Genomic DNA, 23,575 nt, shown 5'->3' on the forward strand with positions numbered 1-23,575 from the left:
AACGCTAAATGCTTGATTTCACATGGTGCCGGCGGTCGGACTCGAACCGACACACTGTTTCCAGCGGCGGATTTTGAATCCGCTGCGTCTACCAATTCCGCCACGCCGGCAGCGGAGTGGCATTATACGGACCCCGGCCTTTGCGTCAATCGCTGCGCTGACTTCGCTCCCCGCCTGCTTTATCATGGCGCCCTCGCTTGGGTCGCCCGGCGGCCTTCGATGCCGCGGCAGCGGCTCGCCTCGAGTGGCCGCGCCAGGCTGCGGTCACGTCATCCCTTTTCGCCGATTCATGAGTGCCATGCAGCGCGCCGACTTCCATTTCGATCTCCCCGACGAGTTGATCGCTCGCTACCCTTCCGAGCAGCGCACCGATTGCCGCCTGCTATGCGTCGATGGCCCTTCCGGGGCGCTGGCGCATGAACGCTTCCCCGATCTGCTCGGGCATCTCGAACCCGGCGACGTGGTGGTGTTCAACGACACGCGGGTGATCCCGGCCCGCCTGTTCGGCCAGAAGGCGAGCGGCGGCAAGGTGGAGATGCTGCTGGAGCGCCCGCTGGATGCCCATCGCGGCCTGGCCCATCTGCGCGCCAGCAAGTCGCCCAAGCCGGGCACCGAGCTGATCTTCGAGGGCGGCATTCACGCCGTGGTGGAAGGCCGGCAGGATGCACTGTTCGAGCTGCGCTTCCTCGGCGAGACGCCGCTGATCGCGCTGCTCGAACAGCACGGCCATATGCCGCTGCCGCCCTATATCACCCGCGAGGATGAACTCGCCGACCGTGAGCGTTACCAGACCGTCTACGCCCGCCGCGAGGGCGCGGTCGCCGCGCCCACCGCCGGCCTGCACTTCGACGAGGCGATGATGGCGGCGCTGCGGGCCAAGGGGGTCGAGATCGCCTTCGTCACCCTGCACGTAGGCGCGGGTACCTTTCAGCCGGTGCGCGTCGACGATATCCGCGAGCACCATATGCACAGCGAGTGGCTGGAGGTGGACGAGCAGGTCTGCGCCAGCGTCAATCGCGCGCGGGAGGCGGGCAAGCGGGTCGTCGCCATCGGCACCACCAGCGTGCGCTGCCTGGAGAGTGCCAGCCAGGAAGATGGTCGCCTGGCGCCCCACCGCGGCGAGACCGATATCTTCATCTATCCCGGCTATCGCTGGCGCTGCGTGGATGCCCTGGTCACCAACTTCCACCTGCCGGAGTCGACGCTATTGATGCTGGTCTCCGCCTTTGCCGGCTATGAAAGCGTGATGCGCGCCTATGCCGCTGCGGTGGAAGAGGAGTACCGCTTCTTCAGCTATGGCGATGCCATGTTCCTCACCCGCCGCGACGCGTGATCGCCCGGGCACGTATCGCGCAAGTGCCGGCGACCTGAGCAATAGAGAGCCGATCGCTGGCTCGCCGAGCGCTAACGAGATGGCCAGGTCGCCGAGCGTAGAGAAATAGCAAGAAAGACATCCAGCGGCCCTAAGGGGCCCGAGCGTGGCGTGCGATTGCCGACGCGCCGAGAGACAGAGAATCCTATGCGACAAGAGTGCTTCATGAAGTTCGAACGCCTGGGTCAGGATGGCCGCGCCCGGCGTGGCCGCCTGACCTTCCCCCGCGGCACGGTGGAGACCCCCGCCTTCATGCCGGTGGGGACCTACGGCACGGTCAAGGGGATGACCCCGCGTGACGTCGAGGCGATCGGCGCCGAGATCATCCTCGGCAATACCTTTCATCTGTGGCTGCGCCCGGGCACCGAGGTGATCGAGGCCCACGGCGACCTGCACGACTTCTCCCAGTGGCAGGGGCCGATCCTCACCGACTCCGGCGGCTTCCAGGTCTTCTCGCTGGGTGCCATGCGCAAGATCACCGAGCAGGGCGTGCACTTCCGCTCACCGGTGGATGGCGCCAAGGTGTTCATGGGGCCGGAGGAGTCGATGGCGGTCCAGCGCTCGCTGGGCTCGGACATCGTGATGATCTTCGACGAGTGCACCCCCTACCCCGCCACCGAGCAGGAAGCGCAGAAGTCGATGGAGCTCTCGCTGCGCTGGGCCAAGCGCTCGCGCGAGGCCCACGGCGACTCGCCCTCGGCGCTGTTCGGCATCGTCCAGGGCGGCATGTACCCGGAGCTGCGCAAGCGCTCGCTGGAAGGGCTGCTCGAGATCGGCTTCGATGGCCTGGCGATCGGCGGTCTCTCGGTGGGCGAGCCCAAGGAGGAGATGATCGGCGTGCTCGACTATCTACCCCAGTGGATGCCGGAAGAGCAGCCGCGCTATCTGATGGGCGTGGGCAAGCCGGAGGATCTGGTCGAGGGCGTGCGCCGCGGGGTCGACATGTTCGACTGCGTGATGCCGACCCGCAACGCGCGCAACGGCCACCTGTTCACCGCCGAGGGCACGGTCAAGATTCGTAACGCCACCCACCGCCACGACACCCGGCCGCTGGAATCGGACTGCGACTGCTATACCTGCCAGCACTTCTCGCGCGGCTATCTACACCACCTCGATCGGTGCGGCGAAATGCTCGGCTCGATGCTCAACACCATCCACAATCTGCGCTACTACCAGCGCCTGATGGCCGGTTTGCGCGGGGCTATCGAAGCGGGTACATTGGCCGACTTCGTAGCACAATTCTATCGGCGGCGGGGGCTTCCCGTACCGCCCGGGGTCGACTGACAAGAGACGCGCTGGCCGGTGGCGACGCCGGCGGGCCGGATAAGTCTCGTAACGTATCACCCGTTCACATCGCAACTCTCGCGACTTCCATCGCGCAACTTCGGAGAACCATCCATGCTGGACTTTTTCATCCCTGCGGCCCACGCCCAGGATGCAGCCGCACCTGGCGGTGGTGGCATTGCCCAGATCATCATGCTGGTCGGCTTCGTGCTGATCTTCTATTTCCTGCTGTGGCGCCCGCAGTCCAAGCGTGCCAAGCAGCACAAGCAGTTGATCTCCAACCTCTCCAAAGGTGACGAAATCGTCATCGGCGGCGGGCTGATGGGCCGCATCACCGAGGTGACCGACGACTTCATCAGCATGGAAATCGCCGAAGGCACCGTGGTCAACGTGCAGAAGAACGCCGTGGCCTCCGTGCTGCCCAAGGGTACCCTGAAGTCGCTGTAATCCTTCGGGCCACCGGCATCGTCGCCGGTGGCCCGCCTCATTTCCGCGACAGTCTTCGCACGACGATCCCCCCGATCGTCATTGAATGAAAGGACAGGGCTTCCATGCTCAATCGTTACCCCCTGTGGAAGTATCTGCTGATACTCATCGTCTTCGTCGTCGGTGTCATCTACGCGTTACCCAATCTTTATCCGCAGGACCCCGCCGTTCAGATCAGCACGACCAATGGCACCCTGGACAGCCAGCAGCTCGAGCGTGTGACCCAAGTTCTCGCCGACGACGGCATCGCGGTCAAGTCGGCCAGCATGACCGGCAACTCGACCGCCCTCATTCGTCTCGACAACGCCGAACAGCAGTTACCCGCGCGCGACGCGATCGACAAGGCGCTCGACGACAACTACACCGTGGCGCTCAACCTGGCCGACTCCACCCCCGAGTGGCTGACCAGCCTGGGCGCGACCCCGATGAAACTCGGCCTCGACCTGCGCGGCGGCGTGCACTTCCTGCTCGAAGTGGACATGCAGGCCGCGGTCAAGCAGCGCCTGGAAGCCACCGCCAGCGCCATCCGCGCCGACCTGCGCGACCAGCACATCCGCTACCGCGGCACCGAGATCGACGGCAACGCCCTGCATCTCGAGTTCGCCAACGTCGAGGATCGCAACGCCGCTCGCGACCAGATCCGGCAGAGTTTCCGCGAGTTCCAGCTGCAGAGCCGCGAAGAGGGCCGCCGCGCCTTCCTCGACATGTCGCTCACCGAGCAGTCGATCAAGGACATTCAGGACTACGCCGTCGAGCAGAACCTGACCACGATCCGCAACCGCGTCAACGAGCTGGGCGTCTCCGAGCCGCTGGTCCAGCGTCAGGGCCCCAACCGTATCGTGGTCGAGCTGCCGGGGGTGCAGGACACCGCCGAGGCCAAGCGTATCGTCGGTGCCACCGCCAACCTGGAATTCCGCCTCGAGGCGCGCCCAGATGCGCCGGCCTCCGAGACCGAGACCTTCCCGTTCCGCAACAACCCGCAGCGCACCGCGACCCTGTCGCGTGACGTGATCATCACCGGTGACCGCGTCTCCAGCGCCAGCCAGGGCTTCGACCAGAACGGCCGCCCCCAGGTCAACATCAACCTGGATGGCACCGGCGGTTCGCTGATGAACCAGGCCACCCGCACCAACATCGGCCGCAGCATGGCGGTGCTCTATATCGAGCACAAGACCGACACGCGCACGGTGATGAAGGACGGCAAGCCGGTGGTGGAGCACATCCCCTCCACCGAGCGCAGCATCATCAGCCTAGCGACCATCCAGAGCGCGCTGAGCAACCGCTTCCGCATCACCGGTCTGGACTCCCCGACCGAAGCGCGTGAGCTGGCCCTGCTGCTGCGTTCCGGCTCGCTCGCCGCGCCGATCTACTTCGTGCAGGAGAGCACCATCGGGCCAAGCCTGGGCGCACAGAACATCGAGCGCGGGATCTTCTCGGTGATCGTCGGCGGGCTGCTGGTGGTGGCGTTCATGCTGATCCGCTACAAGGCGTTCGGCGTCATCGCCAACGTCGCCCTGGCGGTCAACCTCACCCTGCTGATCGCGATCATGTCACTGCTCAATGCCACCCTCACGCTGCCCGGCATCGCCGGTATCGTGCTCACCCTGGGCATGGCGGTGGATGCCAACGTCCTGATCTACGAGCGCATACGTGAGGAACTCAGACGCAAGACGCCGGCACAGCAGGCGATTCACGCCGGCTACGGGCGCGCCTTCACCTCGATCGTCGACGCCAACCTGACCACGCTGCTGGTGGCGGTGGTGCTTTTCTCCATCGGCACCGGCCCGGTCAAGGGCTTCGCGGTGACGCTGTCGATCGGCATCCTGACCTCGATGTTCACCGGCATCATGGTGTCGCGTGCCCTCGTCAATCTCTCCATCGGCGGCAAGCCGTTGAAGAAACTCTGGATCTAGGAGACGCGAGCCATGCGCCAATTCGATTTCATGGGCAAACGCCGCATCGCCTTCATCGTCTCGATCGTCCTCACGATCGTCTCGGTCGGTGCGCTCGTGCTGCTCAACCTCAATCTGGGTCTGGACTTCACCGGCGGCACCGTGGTCGAGCTGCACTACGCCGCCACGCCGTCGCTCGACGATGTGCGCGCCCTGCTCGCCAGCCACGGCTTCGAGAACTTCCAGGTGCAGACCTTCGGCGCCGCCAACGAAGTGCTGGTGCGCCTGCAGCAGACCTTCAACAACGATGTCGGCAATCAGGTGGTCGCCGCGCTCGACGCCAACGGCGCTTCGATCGAGCTGGTCCGGGCCGAGTTCGTCGGCGCCCAGGTCGGCGACCAGCTGCGTGACCAGAGCGGTCTGGGCATGCTGGTGGCCATGGCCGGTGTCGCGGTCTACGTCGCCTTCCGCTTCCAGTACAAGTTCGCCCTGTGCGCGCTGATCTCGCTGGCCCACGACGTGGTGATCGTGCTGGGGCTGTTCGCGCTGTTCCAGTGGGAGTTCGACCTCACCGTGCTGGCCGGGATCATGGCGGTCATCGGCTACTCGCTGAACGACACCATCATCGTCTACGACCGTATCCGCGAGAACATCCGGCTCTCGCGCAGCGACGACATGGCGCAGATCTTCAACGAAGCGATCAACCAGACCCTGTCCCGTACCCTGGCGACCTCGGGCACCACCTTGCTGGTGCTGTTTGCGCTGTTCTTCCTCGGCGGTGACATGATCCACAACTTCTCGATCTCGCTGATTCTGGGAATCGTCGCCGGTACCTTCTCTTCGGTCTATGTCGCCGCAGCGCTGCTGCTGGTGTTCAAGCTCGAGCGCCAGGATCTGATCCCGGCGAAGAAGGAGAACGTCGAAGGCGAAGAAGAGCTGCCCTGAGCCGCGCCGTGACCGCTGCTTGACCCAAGGCCTCTCCCCGGAGAGGCCTTTTTCGTGGCTGCCTTCCCGCCCCCGGCGGCCTCATTCCACTGCGACGCTCCTGAGACCGCGCCAGGGCGCTCGGAACTCGACGCCGGCGCGCCGAGCTGGGGTATGATGAGTCGCCCTCCACGCTTGCCATCAGGGAGATCCATGGCTCCTATCTTTGCCGATTCCAGCGTCGCCCGCTGGCTGCTGGTGCTGGTGATGATCGCCGGCGTCTACTTCTTCATCGACTTCCTGATTCCGGTGCTCGCCGCGCTGATCATCTGCGTCGCCAGCTGGCCGCTCTACCGCTGGCTGCTGGCGCACTGCGGCCAGCGCCGCACCCTGGCCGCGAGCATCGCCCTGGTGCTGATCATCCTGTGTCTGGTGATCCCCATCGTGATGGCCTGCACCTACGCCTTCCAGGAGCTCAAGGGCTGGATCGGCTGGCTGCTGGCCGCCAACCAGCACGGCATTCCGGTGCCGGCCTGGGCCGCCCAGTTACCCGGAGTCGGTAGCTGGGTGCGCGAGCAGTGGCAGACCTACCTGGCCGAACCACATGCGCTGGAGTCCTATCTTCAGTTGGTGGGTGGCGAGCACATCGGCAATATCTCGCGCTGGGTGCTGGCGCTCGGCAGCAATGCGGTGCATCTCGCCCTCACCCTGCTGTTCATGCTGATCACACTGTTCTTTCTCTACCGCGACGGGGTGGGCATGGCGCGCCAGTTGGATATCGTCGGCGAGCGCATCCTGCCGGCGCGCTGGCAGCGCTTCTCGCGGGTGGTACCGGCGACCATCAGCTCCACCGTGGTCGGCATGGGCCTGATCGCCCTCGGCGAGGGGTTGGTGCTGGGCACCGCCTACTGGATCGCCGGGGTGCAGTCACCGGTGGTCCTCGGCGTAATCACCGCCTTCATGGCGCTGGTCCCCGGCGGCGCCCCGCTCACCTTCACCCTGGTGTCGCTCTATCTGATCGCCACCGGGCATCTGCCCAACGGCATCGGGCTGTTCCTGTGGGGGGCGATCGAGCTGTTCATCGTCGACAAGACGCTGCGCCCACGGCTGGTCGGCGGGCCGATCAAGCTGCCCTTCCTGCCCACCTTCTTCGGGCTGGTCGGCGGGGTGAAGACCATGGGGCTGGTGGGGCTGTTCGTGGGGCCGGTACTGATGGCTCTGCTGGTTGCCAGCTGGCGCGAGTGGCTGCACGACGACGAGGCCCCGGACGCCCCCAGCGAGGCGGAGCGCTGGGGCTACGGCAATCCGCGGCTGATCGCCCGCTATACCGGTCAGCGGCCGGACTGATCGCGCCCCAGGGCGATGGCGTAGCGCTTCAGCTTGCGCACCACGCTGGGCTGGCTGATACCCAGGCGCTCGGCCAGCGCATAGGTAGAGCCGTGGGTCTCGGCGAGCTGGGCCAGGATACGCCGCTCGTGGGCCGCCAGCGCCGCTTTCAACCCCTCGCCCTCGGCCAGTAGCGCGGCGTCCGCCGGGTCCGTCGGATGCCACGACGGCGGCACCCCGGCGGTGCCCGGCTCGCTACCCGCCGGGCCGCCGATCACACTGCTCTCCGCCGCCAGCCAGGCGCGCTCCAGCCAGTTCTCCAGCTCGCGTACGTTGCCCGGCCACTCGGCGCTCATCAGCTCGGCCCAGGCCCGCGGGTGGAGCATCTTGTCATCGCCGTAGCGGCGGTTGAGCCGCTCCAGATGGCGCTCCGCCAGCCCGCGAATCTCTTCGCGGCGCTCGCGCAGCGGCGGCAGCGTCACCGGGATGACGTTGAGCCGATAGTAGAGATCGAGCCGGAAGGCGCCCTCCTCCACCTGCCGCGCCAGGTCGCGATTGGTCGCCACCACCAGGCGGAAGTCGACCCGCCGCGAGCGGGTATCGCCGAGCCGGGTGAGCGAGCCATCCTGGATCACCTTGAGCAGCTTGGACTGCATGGTCAGCGGCAGCTCGCCGATCTCGTCGAGGAACAGGGTGCCATTGTGCGCCTGCTCCAGCAGCCCCGCCTTCCCCTGCCGCGCCGCCCCGCTGAAGGCGCCGGGCTGGTAGCCGAACATCTCCGACTCGAACAGCGACTCGGGGATCGCCGCGCAGTTGACGTCGACGAAGGCGCCGTCGCGGCGGCGGCTCCAGCGGTGCAGCTGACGCGCAAAGGCGGTCTTGCCCACCCCCGATTCCCCCAGCATCAGCACCGTGGCGTCGGTCGGCGCGCTGCGCTTGAGCAGCTGGGTGATCTCACGCATCACGCGGCTCTTGACCACCAGCTCGCCGGCCTCGCCCGGAAGCTCTCCCGGCGCCTCGTGATGGCGCTTGAGATGCTCGGTGAAGCGCTGCTGCAGCAGCGCGTACTCGTCCTGCAGCAGGCGCAGATCGGTGAGATCCCGCGAGCGACTGATCACCCGCACCAGGCGTCCGCCGACATACACCGGATGCGCCTCGGCGATCACCTGGCGGCCGGTGCCGGTGCGCTGCATCAGCTGCGCCGGCTGGCCGCTGCGGATCACTTCCAGCGACACCGAGGGCGAGAGCACGCCGCTGGCCTGCAGCGCCTGCACGGTGGTCGCGCACAGCGTCTCCCGCGGCATGCCGTAGACCGTCGCGGCGCCGGGGCTGACATCGAGGATGCGTCCCTCGGCATCGACCACGAACAAATGATCCTGGGCGGTCTCGACCATCGCCTTCAGGGTGGCAAGGTCCGCTTGGGCCTCGGTCATCGTCGTCTCCGATTCGATTTTGCATCATTGATACGTATTTGAATCAAAAGCTGCAAGCCATCGATACAAAAACGCATCACGCCTCGCTAGCGACCGCCCAAAATCAACCAGTTACGGTTGGCACGCTTTATGCGTGGTGATCAGTGACCCTTAGACAATCACAATCCAGGAGACGGTATGTCCCACCAGCCCGAGGATCGCACCCCGCTCAACCAGCCGCTGGGCGGTAACGAGATGCCCCGCTTCGGCGGCCCGGCGACCATGATGCGCCTGCCGACCCAGCACAGCGCCGCCGGGCTCGACGCCTGCTTCATCGGTATCCCGCTGGATATCGGCACCTCCAACCGCCCCGGCACCCGCTTCGGGCCACGCCAGATCCGTGACGAATCGCGCATGCTGCGGCCGTTCAACATGGCGACCCGCGCCGCGCCCTTCGAGAGCCTGCAGGTGGCGGATATCGGCGACGTCCCGATCAATACCTTCGATCTCAAGAAGAGCGTCGGCATCATCGAGCGCTTCTACCACGAGATGCTCGGCCACGACGTCATCCCGCTGACCCTGGGCGGCGATCACACCATCGCCCTGCCGATCCTGCGCGCCATGGCCGCCAAGCACGGGCCGGTGGGGCTGATCCATGTCGATGCCCATGCCGACATCAACGACCAGATGTTCGGCGAGCAGATCGCCCACGGCACCCCCTTCCGCCGCGCCGTGGAAGAGGGGCTGCTGGATACGAACCGAGTGGCGCAGATCGGTCTGCGCGGCACCGGCTACGCCGCCGACGAGTTCGACTGGGGCCGCGACCAAGGCTTCAGGGTGGTGCCGGCGGAGGCGTGCTGGCACCAAAGCCTGACACCGCTGATGGCGGAGATTCGCGAAAAGGTCGGCGGCGGGCCGGTCTATCTGAGCTTCGACATCGACAGCCTCGACCCCGCCTACGCCCCGGGCACCGGCACGGTCGAGATCGGCGGGCTGACCATTCCCCAGGCGCTGGAGATCATCCGCGGCTGCCACGGCCTGGATCTGGTCGGCTGCGATCTGGTCGAGGTCTCGCCGCCCTACGATGCCCACGGCCAGACCGCGGTGGTCGCCGCCAATCTGCTGTTCGAGATGCTCTGTGTGCTGCCCGGCGTGAAGCGCCGCTGACGCCGCGCCGGCCGTTCACGTCTGGATTCACAACAACAATCGCCGCCGGCACGGCGGCAGGATGACACCTCATGATGCTGGATCTTCTCGTCGTCGCGCTCTACGCGGCGGGCATGCTGCTTCTCGGCTGCTGGGGCATGAAACGCGCCCGCAGCAGCGACGACTACCTGGTGGCGGGCCGGCGCCTGGGCCCGGGACTCTATCTGGGCACGCTCTCGGCGGTGGTGCTCGGCGGCGCCTCCACCGTGGGCACGGTCAAGCTGGGCTACGTCTACGGTCTCTCCGGGCTGTGGCTGTGCGGCGCCCTGGGCCTGGGGCTGATCGTGCTCAGCCTGGTGCTGGCCAAGCCGCTGGCCAAGCTCAAGCTCTACACCATTACCCAACTGCTGGAACGCCGCTACACGCCGGCGGCCAAGACCGTCAGCTCAGCGGTGATGCTCGCCTACGATCTGATGATCGCGGTCACCTCGACCATCGCCATCGGCACCCTGGTGACGGTGCTGTTCGCGCTGCCCTCCTGGGTCGGGGTGGTGATCGGCGGCACCATTGTGGTGGTCTACTCCACCCTCGGCGGCATGTGGTCGCTGACACTCACCGACATCGTCCAGTTCGTGATCATGACCGTGGGCATGCTCGGCCTGATGCTGCCGCTGACGGTGCACTATGCCGGCGGCTGGGACACGCTGGTCGCCAGCGCCGCGCCGGGGCACTTCTCGCTCACCGGGATCGGCTGGTCGACCATCGTCACCTACTTCGTCATCTACTTCCTGGGCATTCTGATCGGCCAGGACATCTGGCAGCGGGTGTTCACCGCGCGCTCGACCCGGGTGGCCCGTTTCGCCGGCACCGCCGCGGGGATCTACTGCCTGATCTATGGCGCCATCGGGGCGCTGGTCGGCGTGGCCGCCAGCGTGCTGCTGCCCGATCTCGCCGATGCCAACAACGCCTTCGCCGCGGTCGCCCAGCTGGCGCTGCCGGACGGCCTGCGCGGGCTGATCATCGCCGCCGCCATGGCCGCGATGATGTCCACCGCCAGCGCCGGCATGCTGGCCGCCTCGACCCTGATGACCCGCGATCTGCTGCCGGCGCTGCGCGGCGGCCGGCAGAGCGAGCGGGTCTCGAGCTACCGCCTGTGGACGCTGCTGATGGGACTGGTCACCATCGTCATCGCGCTAATGGTGGATGACGTGATCGGCGCCCTGACCATCGCCTACAACCTGCTGGTCGGCGGCATGCTGGTACCGATCCTGGGCGCGCTCTACTGGCGCCGAGCCTCCAACGGCGGCGCCATCGCGGCGATGGCCGCCGGCTCGCTGGGGGTGGTGGCGTTCATGCTCAAGGATGGCCTGCTGGCCAACTCGCCGATCTACGCCGGCCTGGTGGCGAGCCTGGTGAGCTTCGTCGTGGTCAGCCTGCTGCGTCCGGATCACAGCCGTCCCGTGGCCACCGAGGCACAGCCGGAGCCGCACGCATGAGCGTGGCACGCTGGCTGGTGCGGGCGCTGGAAGCGCTCGGCATCGATACCGTCTTCGGCATTCCGGGTGTCCACACCATCGAGCTCTATCGCGGGCTCGAGGGCAGCCGGCTGCGCCATGTCACCCCACGCCACGAGCAGGGTGCGGGCTTCATGGCCGACGGCTACGCCCGCGCCAGCGGGCGCCCGGCGGCCTGCTTCATCATCACCGGCCCGGGGATGACCAATATCGCCACGGCGATGGGTCAGGCGCTCGCCGACAGCGTGCCCATGCTGGTGATCTCCAGCGTCAACCGGCGCGCCGAGCTGGGCATGGGCGAAGGCCGGCTGCACGAGCTGCCGTCGCAGCAGCAGACCCTGAGCGGGGTCAGCCTGTTCAGCCATACCCTGCTCGACCCGGCCAACCTGCCACGGGTGCTGGCGCGGGCCTGGACGCTGCTGCACACCGCGCGGCCGGGGCCGGTGCACATCGAGATACCGCGCGACCTGCTCGACGCCCCGCTGGACGCCGAACTGCCAGTGTCGGGGCGCTGCCACCCGCCGCAGGCCGCGACGGCGGCACTCGATCAGGCAGCGGCGTGGCTCGACGCCGCCCGGCGCCCGCTGCTGCTGCTGGGCGGCGGGGCGATCGCCGACCCGGCGGCGGCACGCGAGCTGGCCGAGCGCCTGGATGCGCCCACCCTGACCACCATCAACGCCCGTGGCGTGCTGGGGCGCTCGCACCCGCTCGATCTCGGCGCCAATGCCACCTGGCCCGAGGTGCGCGCGCTGGTTGCAGAGGCCGACGTGGTGCTGGCGATCGGCACCGAGCTGGGCGAGACCGACTACGACGTCACCTTCGATGGCGGCTTCAGGCTCCCCGAGCGCTTGATCCGCATCGATATCGACCCGCGCCAGCTGTGCGGCAACCATCTGCCGGCGCTGGGTATCGTGGCCGAGGCCGGGGCGGCGATGCGCGCGCTGCTGCCCCGGCTGGCATCGGGTTCGCACGACGCGGCCGCGCGCGTGGCTGAGCTCAAGGCGTCACTGGCGCTGGCCACCCGGGCTGATTTCGCCCCTTTCGTACCGCTGTTCGACGCCCTGGACCGCCACCGCCGCGACGCCGTGCTGGTCGGCGACTCCACCGCACCGGTCTACGCCGGCAACCATCTGGCCCAGCGCGACGCGCCGCGCTGCTGGTTCAACGCCTCCACCGGCTACGGCACGCTCGGCTACGGCCTGCCGGCAGCCATCGGCGCGGCGCTGGCCTGCCCTCAGCGCCCGGTGGTGGCACTGGTCGGCGACGGCGGCGTGATGTTCAGCCTCGCCGAACTGGCCACCGCGGTGGAGCTGGCGCTGCCGCTCACCCTGCTGCTGTGGCACAACGCCGGCTACGCGGAGATCCGCCAGGCCATGACCCATGCCGGTATCGCGCCACTCGGGGTCGACCCGGCGGCGCCGGCGTTCGTGCCGCTGGCTAAGGCCTTCGGCTGCGAATCCGAGCGCGTGTCGAGCCCGGCGGCACTGGCAGAGGCCCTGGCCGCACCCTGCACGGGACCACGGCTGATCGAGATCGATGCCACGGCCTGGGCGGCGGCCTGCGGCTGAGGCCGGAGCGCGCCGGACATACGAGCAAGACAGGTAAGGCATACAGGCAAGCCCCAACGACACGAAGACAAAGACAAAGACAAAGACAAAGACAACGACCGAGGATCTCAACATGGCTTTCTTCGACCGCCTGCTCGGGCAGGACACGCTCGACGAGCATCAGCACAAGAGTCTCGGCGCCTTTGGCACCGTCGCCCTGTGGCTGGGTGCCAACGTCGTCGTCACCACCATTCTCACCGGCATGCTGCTGGTGCCGGATCTACCCTTCACCACCGCCATGGGCAGCGTGCTGGTGGGCTCGCTGATCGGCGCCGTGCCGCTGTTGCTGGTGGGGCTGATGGGCCAGCGCACCGGGCTGCCATCGATGGCGCTGACCCGGCGCGCCTATGGCCCGCTGGGCAGCCGGCTGATCTCGCTGGTCAACATGGGCGTGCTGATCGCCTGGAGCTGGATCCAGGCGCTGCTCGCCGGGATGAGTCTGGACTACGCGATCCAGGCAACCACCGGCTACTCCAACCTGGCGCTGATGACCATCCTGTGCGAAAGCGTGGTGGTACTGATCGTGCTGCGCGGCCATCTGGGCATCGAGCGGGTCGAACGCTGGGCGGCGGTGGCCATGGTCGGGCTGGCGGCGGTGGTGCTTTACCAACTCAACCGCCACTACGACATCGGCGCGCTGCTGACGATGCCGGTCGAGGCGCGCAACGGCATCACCCTCGGCATCGCCTTCGATATCGTGATTGCCACCGCCTTCTCCTGGATCTCCTCCTCGGCGGACTACAACCGCAACTGCAAGAGCGGCGCCATTGCGGTGTGGGGCACCTATGTCGGCTACGTGCTGGCGGCGCTGCTGGCGATGGGGCTGGGTGCCGCGGTGTCCGGGCTCTCGGTGCTCAACGGCATGACCCAGACCTACGATCCGACGCGGCTGCTCTCCGGCTTCGGCTTCGGGCTGCCCGCGGCGCTGGTGATCTTCTTCTCGGTGATGACCACCAACGTCATGGCGGTCTACAGCGCCACACTTTCGTGCATGAACGTCGCCCCCGGCATGGCGTTCTGGAAGCCGGCGCTGGTGATCGGCGTGGTGACGGTGTTCGGCGCGCTGATTCCGGGCATTCTGGACCAGTTCCAGAACTTCCTGCTGCTGATCGGCGCGCTGTTCATCCCCGCCTTCTCGGTGATGATCGTCGACTACTACCTGGTCGGGCGCGACGGCTACGGCCGCGAGTTGCTGACCGCCAAACACCAGCTGGGGCGGCCCACCGCGGCGGTAGCGATCGGCGCCTATCTGATCGGCGCCGCCCTCGCCGCCTACTGGTCGCTGGTCTCGCCGCTGGCGTTCGGCGCCTCGCTGCCGGTGTTCGTGATCACCGGCGCGCTCTACTGGTTGGGCGCGCTGCTGCTGACCCGGCCGCGCTCGCAGGCCGCCGTCGAGGAGTCCGCGTCATGAGCGGTTTTTCCCTGCCCCGCGGCGATGCCGCGAGCTGGTATCGGCTGCAGCCCCTCGCCGATGCCATCACGCTGATCGACGAGCCCGGCATCAAACCGTTCTACCGCTGCAACATCTGGCACGTACGCGGTCGCGACCGCGATCTGGTGGTCGACTTCGGCCTGGGCGCGGTGCCGCTGCGCGAGCGGGTCGCCCTGCTCAGCGAGCGCGATATCGTCGCCGTGGCCAGCCACACCCATTTCGACCATATCGGCAGCGCCCACGAGTTCGACTGCTGCCACGTGCACGCCGCCGAGGCCGATATCCTCTCCGACCCGGACAACGCGCGCACGCTGGCCGCGCGCTTTCTCGACGACGCCATGTTCGACACCCTGCCACCGCTGCCCTATGCCCACAGCGGCTACCGCATCCCGGCGCCGCCGGCGCTCCGGACCCTCGAGGATGGCGACATGATCGATCTCGGCGACCGCCGCTTCGAGGTGATCCACACCCCCGGCCACTCGCCCGGGGGGATCGCGCTGTGGGAGGCGGCCAGCGCGACCCTGATCGCCGGCGACATCCTCTACGACGGCGAGCTGATCGAGGACGCCTACCACAGCGATCTCGACGACTACGCCGCCAGCCTGCGACGGCTGCGTGCACTGCCGGTACGCAGTGTCCACGGCGGCCACTTTCCTAGCTTCTCGGGGCAGCGCTGCCACGCCCTGATCGATGCCTGGCTACGCGACCACGACCGTTGAGGACGACCATGCAAAGACTCGACCATCAGTTCATCGACAACCGCTGGGTCGCCTCGCAGGGCGAACGGCGCCTGCCGGTCATCGATCCTTATCGCCAGACACGGCTCGCCGAAATAACCGCCGGGGATGCCAGCGACGTCGACGCGGCAGTGGCCGCGGCACGCCGCGCGCTGCCCGCCTGGCAGGCTCTCGGGGGTGAACGCCGCGCCGGCTATCTGGAGGCCTTCGCCGACGCCCTCGAGCGACGTCGCGAGACGCTGATGCGCCTGTCCGCCACCAACAACGGCAAGGCGCTGGCGGAGACCGATATCGACATGGACGACGCCATCGCCTGCTATCGCTACTACGCCGATCAGGCCCGCGCCCTGGAAAGCCGTCAGGGCCGATGCGTCGAGCACGCCCTGGACGGCATCGAGGCGCGCATCTACGAAGACCCCGCCGGCGTGGCGGGCCTGATCACCCCCTGGAACTTCCCCCTGGTGACCAGCGCCTGGAAGATCGCGCCGGCGCTCGCCGCCGGCTGCACGCTGGTGTTCAAGCCCTCCGAAGTCGTGCCGCTGCCGGAGCTGGCACTGGCAGAGATCGCCGTCGAAATCGGCCTGCCCGCCGGGGTGTTCAATCTGCTGCTCGGCGATGGCGCGGGCATCGGCGCACCGCTGAGCGCGCACCCCGGGGTCGACAAGCTCTCCTTCACCGGCAGCAACGCGGTGGGCGAAGCGGTGATGCGCGCCGCCGCCAGCGGCAGCCGCGGGGTCTCGCTGGAGCTCGGCGGCAAGTCACCGATCCTGGTGCTCGACGACGCCGATATCGACAGCGCCGCCGACTGGGTGATGGCGGGGATCTTCTTCAACAGTGGCCAGATCTGCTCGGCGACCTCGCGCCTGCTGGTGCATCACAGCCTGGCCGAGGCGCTCTACGCCGCCCTCGCCCGGCGCATCGACGCCATCCGCCTGGGCGACCCACTGGCCGAGGACACCGACATGGGGCCGATGACCAGCGCCCGCCAGCGCGACGCCGTCGAGGGCTATCTCGCCATCGCCAAAGCGGAAGGGCTCGACGCGGTGCGTGACGCACGCCATCGCGAGCTGCCGGCCCAGGGCGAGTTCGTCGCCCCGACCCTGTATCGCGATGTGCCGCTGACCAGCCGGCTGTGGCGCGAGGAGATCTTCGGCCCGGTGCTGTGCGCACGCAGCGTGGCCGACGACGCCGAAGCGATCGCCCTGGCCAACGCCTGCGAGTTCGGCCTTGCCGCCACGGTGATCAGTGGCGACGCCGAGCGCGCCCGGCGGGTCGGCCGGGCGCTGCGCGCCGGCAGCGTGTGGTTCAACAGCGAGCAGCTGGTGCTGCCCGAGGCCGGCTGGGGCGGCTTCGGGCGCAGCGGCATCGGCCGCGAGCTAGGGCCATGGGGGCTGTCTGGATACCTGGAAATCAAGCATCTGATCGGCCCGGCGTGAGCGTCGGCCAACGGACATGCGACCTTTCTCTTACAGCCGCGGCGGCGGCGCTGTGTCATAACGTAAACGCTCGTTTGAGGACCGCTCGTTGCCCCGTTTGCCACGGCCAGCAGGTAACCCGACGAGCCATGACAACAGCTCACAAGGGATCGACACCATGCCAATGCCGCGCTCTCGGCAACTGGCGCTGGGGGTGATCGTCGGGGCTAGCGCCCTGCCGCTCCCGGCGCTGGCCGTCTCCAGCTTCCATGACACCTTCGACGATACCGTCTTCTTCGGCGACAGCCTGAGCGACAGCGGCTACTACCGTGGCGCCATCGGCAGCGCGCTCTCGCTGACGCCGAGCCAGCAGGCGTTCATCGGCCGTTTCACCACCAACCCCGGGCCGGTGTGGGCCGAGAGGGTCGCCGGCCACTACGCCAGCAACGCTCAGCCCAGCAATGTCGGCGGCAACGACTATGCCGTCGGCGGCGCCCGGGTGACCACGCCGGCCGCGACCCCGTTCGGCGCCGCACCCGCCCTCAGCGAGCAGGTCGCGACCTATCTGGCCAGCACCGGCGGCGTGGCCGATGGCGATGCCCTCTACGCCGTCTGGGGCGGCGCCAACGATCTGTTCGCGGTGGCCGGCGGCGCCGACGCCCAGAGCACCATCACCACGGCGGTCACCGGCACCGCCGGCATTCTCGCCACGCTGGAAGGCGCCGGCGCGCGCCATGTGCTGCTGTTCAACATTCCCGACTTCGGCCTGACGCCGCGCTTCAACGGCGACCCCGTCACCAGCGCGACTGCCACCGCATTGGCGAGCCAGTACAACAGCGCGCTCTACGCCGCGGTGGCCGCCAGTGGCGCCGAGGTGATCCCGGTGGATACCTTCAGTCTGCTGCAGGAGGTGGTCGCCGAGCCCAGCGCCTACGGCTTCACCAATGTCACCGACCGCGCCTGTACCCAGACGCTGCCGCTGTGCACGCCCAATACCCTGGTCGCGCCCGGCGCCGACGAAACCTATGTGTTCGCCGACGACGTTCACCCCACCACCGCCACTCATCGGATCATCGGCGAGTACGTGATCTCGCTGCTCGAAGCCCCGCAGCAGCAGCAGTTGCTGACCCACTCGGCGGTGCTCAGCGGGCGCTCGCGGGCCAACCGGGTCGCCGAGCATCTTAATGCGGTGCCGCTAGCCAACGGCCTGCGCTGGTGGGGCGATCTGCGCGCCGAGCATCAGCAGCTCGACTCCGGCGATCTGTATGACGCCAGCATGCCGGCGGGGCTGTTCGGGATGGACTGGTATCAAGACGGGCTGGTACTCGGCGGGTTCGTCGGCTATGGCGATCAGGATGCCGACTTCGGCGACGGCCGCGGCGACTTCCAGCGCAAGGACACCACCCTCGGTCTCTTCTCCGGCTGGTATGCCGAGAACGCCTGGGTCAACGCCCAGTTGAGCTACAGCTGGCTCGACTACGACATCGACCGCGAAGTGCAGCTGGGCAGCGCGACCCGCCACCACCGCGGCTCGCCGGACGGCAGCAATCTGAGTGCCGCGCTCAACGCCGGTTACGAGTTCCGCGCCTTCGCGATTCCCGAGGGCGACGTGCGCACCGGGCCGATCGCCGGGGTGACCTGGCAGCGGGTCAAGCTCGATGGCTATGACGAAGAGGGCCAGGCGTCGACCTCGCTGAGCTATCCCGATCAGGACATCGACTCGCTGGTGGGCCGGGTCGGCTGGCAGATCCGCCGCCACGGGCCGACGCTCAACCCCTACCTGCAGCTCACCTACAACCACGAGTTCGAAAAGAGCGAAGGGGTCGCGGCGAGCCTGCAGAGCCTGCCGCAGTTGGGCGAGTATCACGTGCCCAAGCTCACCTTCGATCGTGACTATGTCGAGGTCAACCTCGGTGCGCGTGCCACGCTCTGGGGCGTCGATACCCAGGTCGGTGCCAGCGTCGATCCCGACAATGCGCGCACCAGCACGCTGTTCGTGAATCTGGGCAAGCGTATCTGAGCGCCGGGGCGCTCTCTCCGGCGCCCCGTTCCCGCACGGCGCAGGCCGCCCTTCAGCAGCCCAAGCCATAAACACGAGCTACAAACAAAGACACCCCGCCGGCGAAACCGGCGGGGTGTCTTTGTTTCAGCAGCGCTTGACTCGCTGTGGGCGTGACGCCCGAGGCGTCAGACGCTCGCTTTCAGCTGCTGGGCCAGCGCCTTGTAGAGGCGCGGGCCGGCAGCCATCAGGGTGCCGCCCACTTCCACGCTGGGCGAGCCGTCGATGGCACCGGAGAGCGCCCCGGCTTCCTTGAGCAGCAGCGAGCCGACCCAGTGATCCTGCTCCTCGAGACCGAGCACGAAGGCCGCATCGGTACGTCCGGCGGCGAACTCGAGCAGGTCGAGCAGCGCACAGCCGCTGCCGATCAGCGTATCGATCTGCGGCCCGAGACGCTCGACTACGGTCAGATACTGGGGCAGCCAGCGCGAGCGGTACTCTTCACTGGGCCAGGAGAGCGCGAGACGCGCCCCGGGCACGCCGACCGTCTTGGAGACGCGCAGGCGCTTGCCGTTGCCCTGGGCACCGCGACCGCGGCTGATCAGGAACTCGTCATCGCTGAACGGCGCAACGATCACCGCATGCTCGGGGCGACCCTTGACCAGACACACCATCGAGATCGCGAACTGGCGGCTGCCCACGCCGAGATTGGACTCGCCGTGAAAGGGCTCGATGTGCCATACGGTGTCGCGCTCCTCGCCCTTGCCTTCGCGGTAAGGGGTGAAGCGTCCGGACACGCCGTGTTTGGGATAACCGCGGGAGAGCTGATGCACGATCAGCGTTTCGGCGTTACGCGCGGTGTCTTGCAGCAGACCGGAGGTGGCCTGCTCATCGTGGCTGACTTCGAGACGGTCGCGGATGCGAACGAACTGTTCAGCGGCGCTACGTGCGGCACGCAGCGCGAATTGAACCATCGGATGCATGGATCTGGCCTTGGTATCTATCGAGAACGGTATCGAGAGCGGGATCGAAAGCTGTTAAAGAGCGCGGCAGAGTCTAACAGAGCACGGGCATGATAGACTACGCGTTTTCCCGTTTTGCGCCCGATGGCCGACGCGCTCATGCTCGCCAGCCCTGGGCTCGGTCTCCCGCTACTCGACACCCCCAGGCTCGACAGACCCATGTCCGACACACCCATGTTCGACACACCAACGTTCGATACCTCCAGCATGCTCGACCGTATTCGTATCGTTTTGATCGGCACCAGCCACCCCGGCAATATCGGCGGGGCCGCCCGCGCCATGCGCAACATGGGGCTCGACGACCTGGCGCTGGTGGCGCCGCGCTGCGACCCCCAGGATCGCGAGGCCTACTCCCGCGCCTCCGGCGCCAACGCGCTGGTGGAAAGTGCCCGCGTCCATGACCAGCTCGAGGAGGCGGTCGCCGACTGCACCCTGGTGGTGGGCGCCAGCGCGCGCTCACGCCATCTCCCCTGGCCGCTGATCGGCCCGCGCGCCCTGGCGGAGAGCCTGCCCACGGCGCTGGCCCCGCGCCAGAGCCGGGTCGCGCTGGTGTTCGGCCGCGAGGATACCGGGCTCACCAATGCCGAACTGCAGCGCTGCCATCGCCACGTGCACATCCCCACCAACCCTGACTTCAGCTCGCTCAACCTCGCCGCGGCGGTGCAGGTACTGGCCTACGAGTGCCGCCAGGCGTGGCTCAGCGCCAGCGAGCCGGCCCCGGACGCGGATGACGAAAGCGCCCAGCCGTTCGGCGTGGCCTGGGACAACCCGCCGGCCAGCCACGCCGACATGGAGCGCTTCTTCGCCCATCTGGAGCGCACCCTGACCACGCTGGAGTTCCACGACCCGGACAACCCGCGCCAGCTCATGGCCCGCCTGCGCCGGCTGTTCCTGCGCGCGCATCTCGACAGCATGGAGATGAACATCCTGCGCGGCATCCTCGGCACCATGGACAAGCGCTTGCGCGAGATCGCGCCATCTCCAAATCGCGACAGCGAATGAGCAGGCCGGCGGCCTCAACACGATAGATGCCGGGGCGATGCGGCGCCGCGGGGAATGGTTGACCGTTCTACTCGGGTTTTCCATAATGCCGGCATCTTTGCAGCGACCGCCGACTCCGCCGATGCGTTTGACCACCAAGGGCCGCTACGCCGTCACCGCCATGCTCGATCTGGCACTCAACGCCGATCAGGGACCGGTATGTCTGGCCGACATCTCCAAGCGCCAGGGCATTTCGCTCTCCTATCTCGAGCAGCTGTTCGCACGCCTGCGCCGGGCGCAGCTGGTGACCAGCGTGCGCGGCCCGGGCGGCGGCTATCGGCTGGCGCGTGCCTCCGAGGCGATCTCGGTCGCCGGGGTGATCGACGCCGTCAACGAGTCGGTGGACGCCACCCGCTGCCACGGCCAGGCCGACTGCCAGCAGGGCAGCAAGTGCATCACCCACCATCTCTGGTGCGATCTCTCCGACGAGATCCAGCGCTTTCTCAGCGACATCACGCTGCAGGAGCTGGTGCGCCGCGAGGAGGTGCGGGTGATCGCCGAGCGCCAGCGGCAGACGCCGGCCTCGCGCCAGGACGATCCGGCGACGATCACGGTATCGTCGCACTGAGCGGCTATGATGTTTTAGAGGCACCTTTATGTTTAGAGGCACCTTGCTTTAGACAGGCGTCGATGTGAAAAAACGTCGCGCCCCTCGACCGACCCTAGAGATTCGCCGTGCCATGAGCGCTCCTATCTATCTCGACTATGCCGCCACCACCCCTGCCGACCCCCGCGTGGTCGAGCAGATGATGCGTCATCTGACGCTCGATGGCGTCTATGCCAACCCCGCTTCGCGCAGCCATATGCCGGGCTGGCTGGCGGAGCAGGCGGTGGAACAGGCCCGCCGTCAGGTCGCCGACCTGATCGGCGCCGACCCGCGCGAGATCGTCTGGACCTCCGGCGCCACCGAGGCCGACAACCTGGCCCTGACCGGCCTGATGCGCGCCAACCGCGCCCGCGGCCGCCATCTGATCACCTCGACCATCGAGCACAAGGCGGTGGTCGACACGGCCAAGGCGCTGGAGGCCGAAGGCTTCGAGGTCACCTGGCTGACCCCGACCCGCGAGGGCCTGATCACCCCGCAGGCGCTGCGCGAGGCGATGCGCGACGACACCGTGCTGGTGTCACTGATGGCGGTCAACAACGAGCTCGGTAGCATTAACGATATCGCCGCCCTGGCCGAAGTCGCCCATGCCCACGGCGCCTTCTTCCACAGCGATGCGGCCCAGGCCGCGGGGCGCCTGGCGCTCGACGTCACCGCCATGGGGGTCGACCTGATGTCGCTGTCGGCGCACAAGGCCTACGGCCCCAAGGGGATCGGCGCGCTCTACGTACGCCGCGACCCGAATCTGCGCGTGGAGGCACTGATCCACGGCGGTGGGCATGAGCGCGGCATGCGCTCCGGCACCCTGCCCACCCACCAGATCGTGGGCATGGGCAGCGCCTTTGCGCTGGCGCTCGACGAGCGCGAGCAGGACGACGCCCGCCTGCGCGAGCTGCGCCAGCGCTTTCTCGACGGGCTCGCGCCCTGTTCGGGCATCCACAACCATTCGCCGGCGGCGCACAGCGTGCCCAACATCGTCAATCTCGCCTTCGACGGGGTCGACGGCGAGTCGCTGCTGATGGCGCTGCGCGGGCTTGCGGTCTCCACCGGCTCGGCCTGCAACTCGGCCAGCGTCGATCCCTCCTATGTACTCAAGGGGATCGGCGTGCCCCACGCCCAGGCGCTGGCATCGATCCGCTTCAGCTTCGGCCGCTTCACTCGCGCCGACGACATAGACAGCGCCGTGGCGGAGATCCGCCGCGCGCTAGACGGCCTGCGCCGACCGGCCAGTGCCGCCATGCATCAACGCGAGGCGAGCCATTGACTCGCCACGAGCAGGGAGAGACAGCCATGCAAAGCATCAGCATCAGTGAAGCCGCCGCCAACCAGATCCGCCACGTGCTCGCCGAGCGCGGCAGCGGCCTGGGGCTGCGGGTGGCGGTCAAGCCGAGCGGCTGCTCCGGCTACAGCTACGTTCTCGATATCGCCGACGAAGCGCGCGACGACGAGATCGCCTTCGAGGAACGCGGGGTCAAGGTGCTGGTCGACCGCGAGGCGCTGGCGATCCTCGACGGCACCGAGGTCGACTACGTCAACGAAGGGCTCAACCGCTTCTTTCGCTTCAACAACCCCAACGTCACCGACGAGTGTGGTTGCGGCGAGAGCTTCAGCGTGTGAACGAAAGCTTCAGCGTCTGATCGCGCAGAGCGGTCGGGGTGCGTCCCCCGGATGCTTAGGCTACAATGGCGCGATTTTTCGGCCCCTTCTCCCAGAGTCCAGCGTGTCGAGGTAGAAAGCGCCTGGCCGAAACCGTTTTCGACGACGCGCCACTCCGGTGGCGCGTCGTTTCATCTATCCCAACCGGATACCCGGCCGCCATCGCGGCCGGTTCCACCTTTCTCTACTGATCAGGAGACCAAACTCATGGCTACCGAGCGCACGCTGTCCATCATCAAGCCCGATGCCGTTGCCAAGAACGCGATCGGCGACATCTACAGCCGTTTCGAGAAAGCCGGCCTGCGCATCGTCGCAGCCAAGATGCTGCACCTCTCCCAGGCGCAGGCGGAAGGCTTCTACGCCGAGCACAAAGAGCGCGGTTTCTTCGCCGACCTGGTCGCGTTCATGACTTCCGGTCCGGTCATGGTCCAGGTCCTCGAAGGTGAAGGCGCCGTGGCCAAGAACCGCGAGCTGATGGGTGCCACCAACCCGAAAGAAGCCGAGCCGGGCACCATCCGCGCCGACTTCGCCACCTCCATCGACGCCAACGCGGTGCACGGCTCCGACGCCGCCGAATCCGCCGCGCGCGAAATCAGCTACTTCTTCGAAGAGAGCGAAATCTGCCCGCGCGGCTGATTCGCCAGACGACCGGCCGCTGCGGCCGGTCGTCGCCCACGTCCCCTGGACACCCCGCCATTCTCGAGCC

At 67.6% G+C, this 23,575-nt stretch carries 20 protein-coding genes and 1 tRNA gene; 18 read left to right on the top strand and 3 right to left on the bottom strand.

The window, feature by feature from the left end:
• Positions 1-23: 23 nt before the first annotated feature.
• Positions 24-110: transfer RNA gene (locus tag QO259_RS12350), tRNA-Leu, on the bottom strand.
• A 188-nt stretch (positions 111-298) separates the two neighbouring features.
• On the opposite strand from QO259_RS12350, the gene queA reads away from it, so the two are divergent.
• The 6 genes from queA (at position 299) to QO259_RS12380 (ending at position 7,305) form a co-directional block, all read left to right on the top strand.
• Positions 299-1,333, top strand: coding sequence for a tRNA preQ1(34) S-adenosylmethionine ribosyltransferase-isomerase QueA (gene queA, locus QO259_RS12355; protein WP_285950186.1), 1,035 nt, complete (start codon positions 299-301; stop codon positions 1,331-1,333).
• A 204-nt stretch (positions 1,334-1,537) separates the two neighbouring features.
• Positions 1,538-2,656 (top strand): tRNA guanosine(34) transglycosylase Tgt, encoded by a 1,119-nt coding sequence (gene tgt / locus QO259_RS12360; protein ID WP_035475916.1) that lies wholly within the window; start codon positions 1,538-1,540, stop codon positions 2,654-2,656.
• Positions 2,657-2,770: 114 nt separating this feature from the next.
• Positions 2,771-3,103: a preprotein translocase subunit YajC gene (gene yajC / locus QO259_RS12365; protein ID WP_035475913.1), complete on the top strand. Its 333-nt coding sequence runs from the start codon at positions 2,771-2,773 to the stop codon at positions 3,101-3,103.
• 104 nt (positions 3,104-3,207) lie between these two features.
• A complete protein-coding gene (gene secD / locus QO259_RS12370) occupies positions 3,208-5,055 on the top strand; it encodes a protein translocase subunit SecD (protein WP_285950187.1) in 1,848 nt (615 codons plus the stop codon).
• 12 nt (positions 5,056-5,067) lie between these two features.
• The gene (secF, locus tag QO259_RS12375; protein ID WP_285950188.1) at positions 5,068-5,979 is read left to right on the top strand and encodes a protein translocase subunit SecF; all 912 of its coding nucleotides are present in this window, start codon (positions 5,068-5,070) and stop codon (positions 5,977-5,979) included.
• Between the two features lie 192 nt (positions 5,980-6,171).
• Positions 6,172-7,305, top strand: coding sequence for an AI-2E family transporter (locus QO259_RS12380; RefSeq protein ID WP_285950189.1), 1,134 nt, complete (start codon positions 6,172-6,174; stop codon positions 7,303-7,305).
• On the opposite strand, the gene QO259_RS12385 is transcribed toward QO259_RS12380, so the two are convergent.
• Positions 7,290-8,717, bottom strand: a complete 1,428-nt coding sequence (locus QO259_RS12385) for a sigma-54 interaction domain-containing protein (protein WP_285950190.1) — start codon at positions 8,715-8,717, stop codon at positions 7,290-7,292. The genes QO259_RS12380 and QO259_RS12385 overlap by 16 nt on opposite strands.
• A 177-nt stretch (positions 8,718-8,894) precedes the next feature.
• Here QO259_RS12385 and speB point away from each other — a divergent pair, with 177 nt between their 5' ends.
• The 7 genes from speB to QO259_RS12420 all read left to right on the top strand — a co-directional run bounded on the left by speB (position 8,895) and on the right by QO259_RS12420 (position 18,567).
• Positions 8,895-9,863 (top strand): agmatinase, encoded by a 969-nt coding sequence (gene speB, locus QO259_RS12390; protein ID WP_285950191.1) that lies wholly within the window; start codon positions 8,895-8,897, stop codon positions 9,861-9,863.
• A 71-nt stretch (positions 9,864-9,934) separates the two neighbouring features.
• Complete coding sequence (locus tag QO259_RS12395) at positions 9,935-11,338, top strand: sodium:solute symporter family protein (protein ID WP_285950192.1); 1,404 nt, start codon at positions 9,935-9,937, stop codon at positions 11,336-11,338.
• Positions 11,335-12,924: a 5-guanidino-2-oxopentanoate decarboxylase gene (locus QO259_RS12400; RefSeq protein WP_285950193.1), complete on the top strand. Its 1,590-nt coding sequence runs from the start codon at positions 11,335-11,337 to the stop codon at positions 12,922-12,924. Before QO259_RS12395 ends, QO259_RS12400 begins: the two co-directional genes overlap by 4 nt.
• Positions 12,925-13,036: 112 nt before the next feature.
• Complete coding sequence (locus QO259_RS12405; RefSeq protein WP_285950194.1) at positions 13,037-14,374, top strand: purine-cytosine permease family protein; 1,338 nt, start codon at positions 13,037-13,039, stop codon at positions 14,372-14,374.
• Entirely contained in the window at positions 14,371-15,114 is a 744-nt protein-coding gene (locus tag QO259_RS12410) for an MBL fold metallo-hydrolase (protein ID WP_285950195.1), read from the top strand. Before QO259_RS12405 ends, QO259_RS12410 begins: the two co-directional genes overlap by 4 nt.
• Before the next feature lie 8 nt (positions 15,115-15,122).
• Positions 15,123-16,568: an aldehyde dehydrogenase family protein gene (locus tag QO259_RS12415; protein WP_285950196.1), complete on the top strand. Its 1,446-nt coding sequence runs from the start codon at positions 15,123-15,125 to the stop codon at positions 16,566-16,568.
• Positions 16,569-16,725: 157 nt separating this feature from the next.
• On the top strand, positions 16,726-18,567 hold the full coding sequence (locus tag QO259_RS12420) for an autotransporter domain-containing protein (RefSeq protein ID WP_285950197.1): 1,842 nt from the start codon (positions 16,726-16,728) through the stop codon (positions 18,565-18,567).
• Between the two features lie 167 nt (positions 18,568-18,734).
• Here QO259_RS12420 and QO259_RS12425 read toward each other — a convergent pair whose 3' ends face one another.
• A complete protein-coding gene (locus tag QO259_RS12425; RefSeq protein WP_035469855.1) occupies positions 18,735-19,529 on the bottom strand; it encodes an inositol monophosphatase family protein in 795 nt (264 codons plus the stop codon).
• 246 nt (positions 19,530-19,775) lie between these two features.
• On the opposite strand from QO259_RS12425, the gene QO259_RS12430 reads away from it, so the two are divergent.
• The 5 genes from QO259_RS12430 to ndk all read left to right on the top strand — a co-directional run bounded on the left by QO259_RS12430 (position 19,776) and on the right by ndk (position 23,505).
• Complete coding sequence (locus QO259_RS12430) at positions 19,776-20,570, top strand: RNA methyltransferase (RefSeq protein ID WP_285952771.1); 795 nt, start codon at positions 19,776-19,778, stop codon at positions 20,568-20,570.
• Positions 20,571-20,691: 121 nt separating this feature from the next.
• A complete protein-coding gene (iscR, locus tag QO259_RS12435) occupies positions 20,692-21,177 on the top strand; it encodes a Fe-S cluster assembly transcriptional regulator IscR (RefSeq protein ID WP_051895539.1) in 486 nt (161 codons plus the stop codon).
• 112 nt (positions 21,178-21,289) lie between these two features.
• The gene (locus QO259_RS12440; protein WP_285950198.1) at positions 21,290-22,477 is read left to right on the top strand and encodes an aminotransferase class V-fold PLP-dependent enzyme; all 1,188 of its coding nucleotides are present in this window, start codon (positions 21,290-21,292) and stop codon (positions 22,475-22,477) included.
• A 26-nt stretch (positions 22,478-22,503) separates the two neighbouring features.
• Positions 22,504-22,830, top strand: coding sequence for a HesB/IscA family protein (locus tag QO259_RS12445; RefSeq protein WP_035469853.1), 327 nt, complete (start codon positions 22,504-22,506; stop codon positions 22,828-22,830).
• 246 nt (positions 22,831-23,076) lie between these two features.
• A complete protein-coding gene (gene ndk / locus QO259_RS12450; protein ID WP_035469851.1) occupies positions 23,077-23,505 on the top strand; it encodes a nucleoside-diphosphate kinase in 429 nt (142 codons plus the stop codon).
• Positions 23,506-23,575 lie beyond the last annotated feature (70 nt).

Source organism: Salinicola sp. JS01, from assembly GCF_030284585.1.
Classification (GTDB): Bacteria; Pseudomonadota; Gammaproteobacteria; order Pseudomonadales; family Halomonadaceae; genus Salinicola.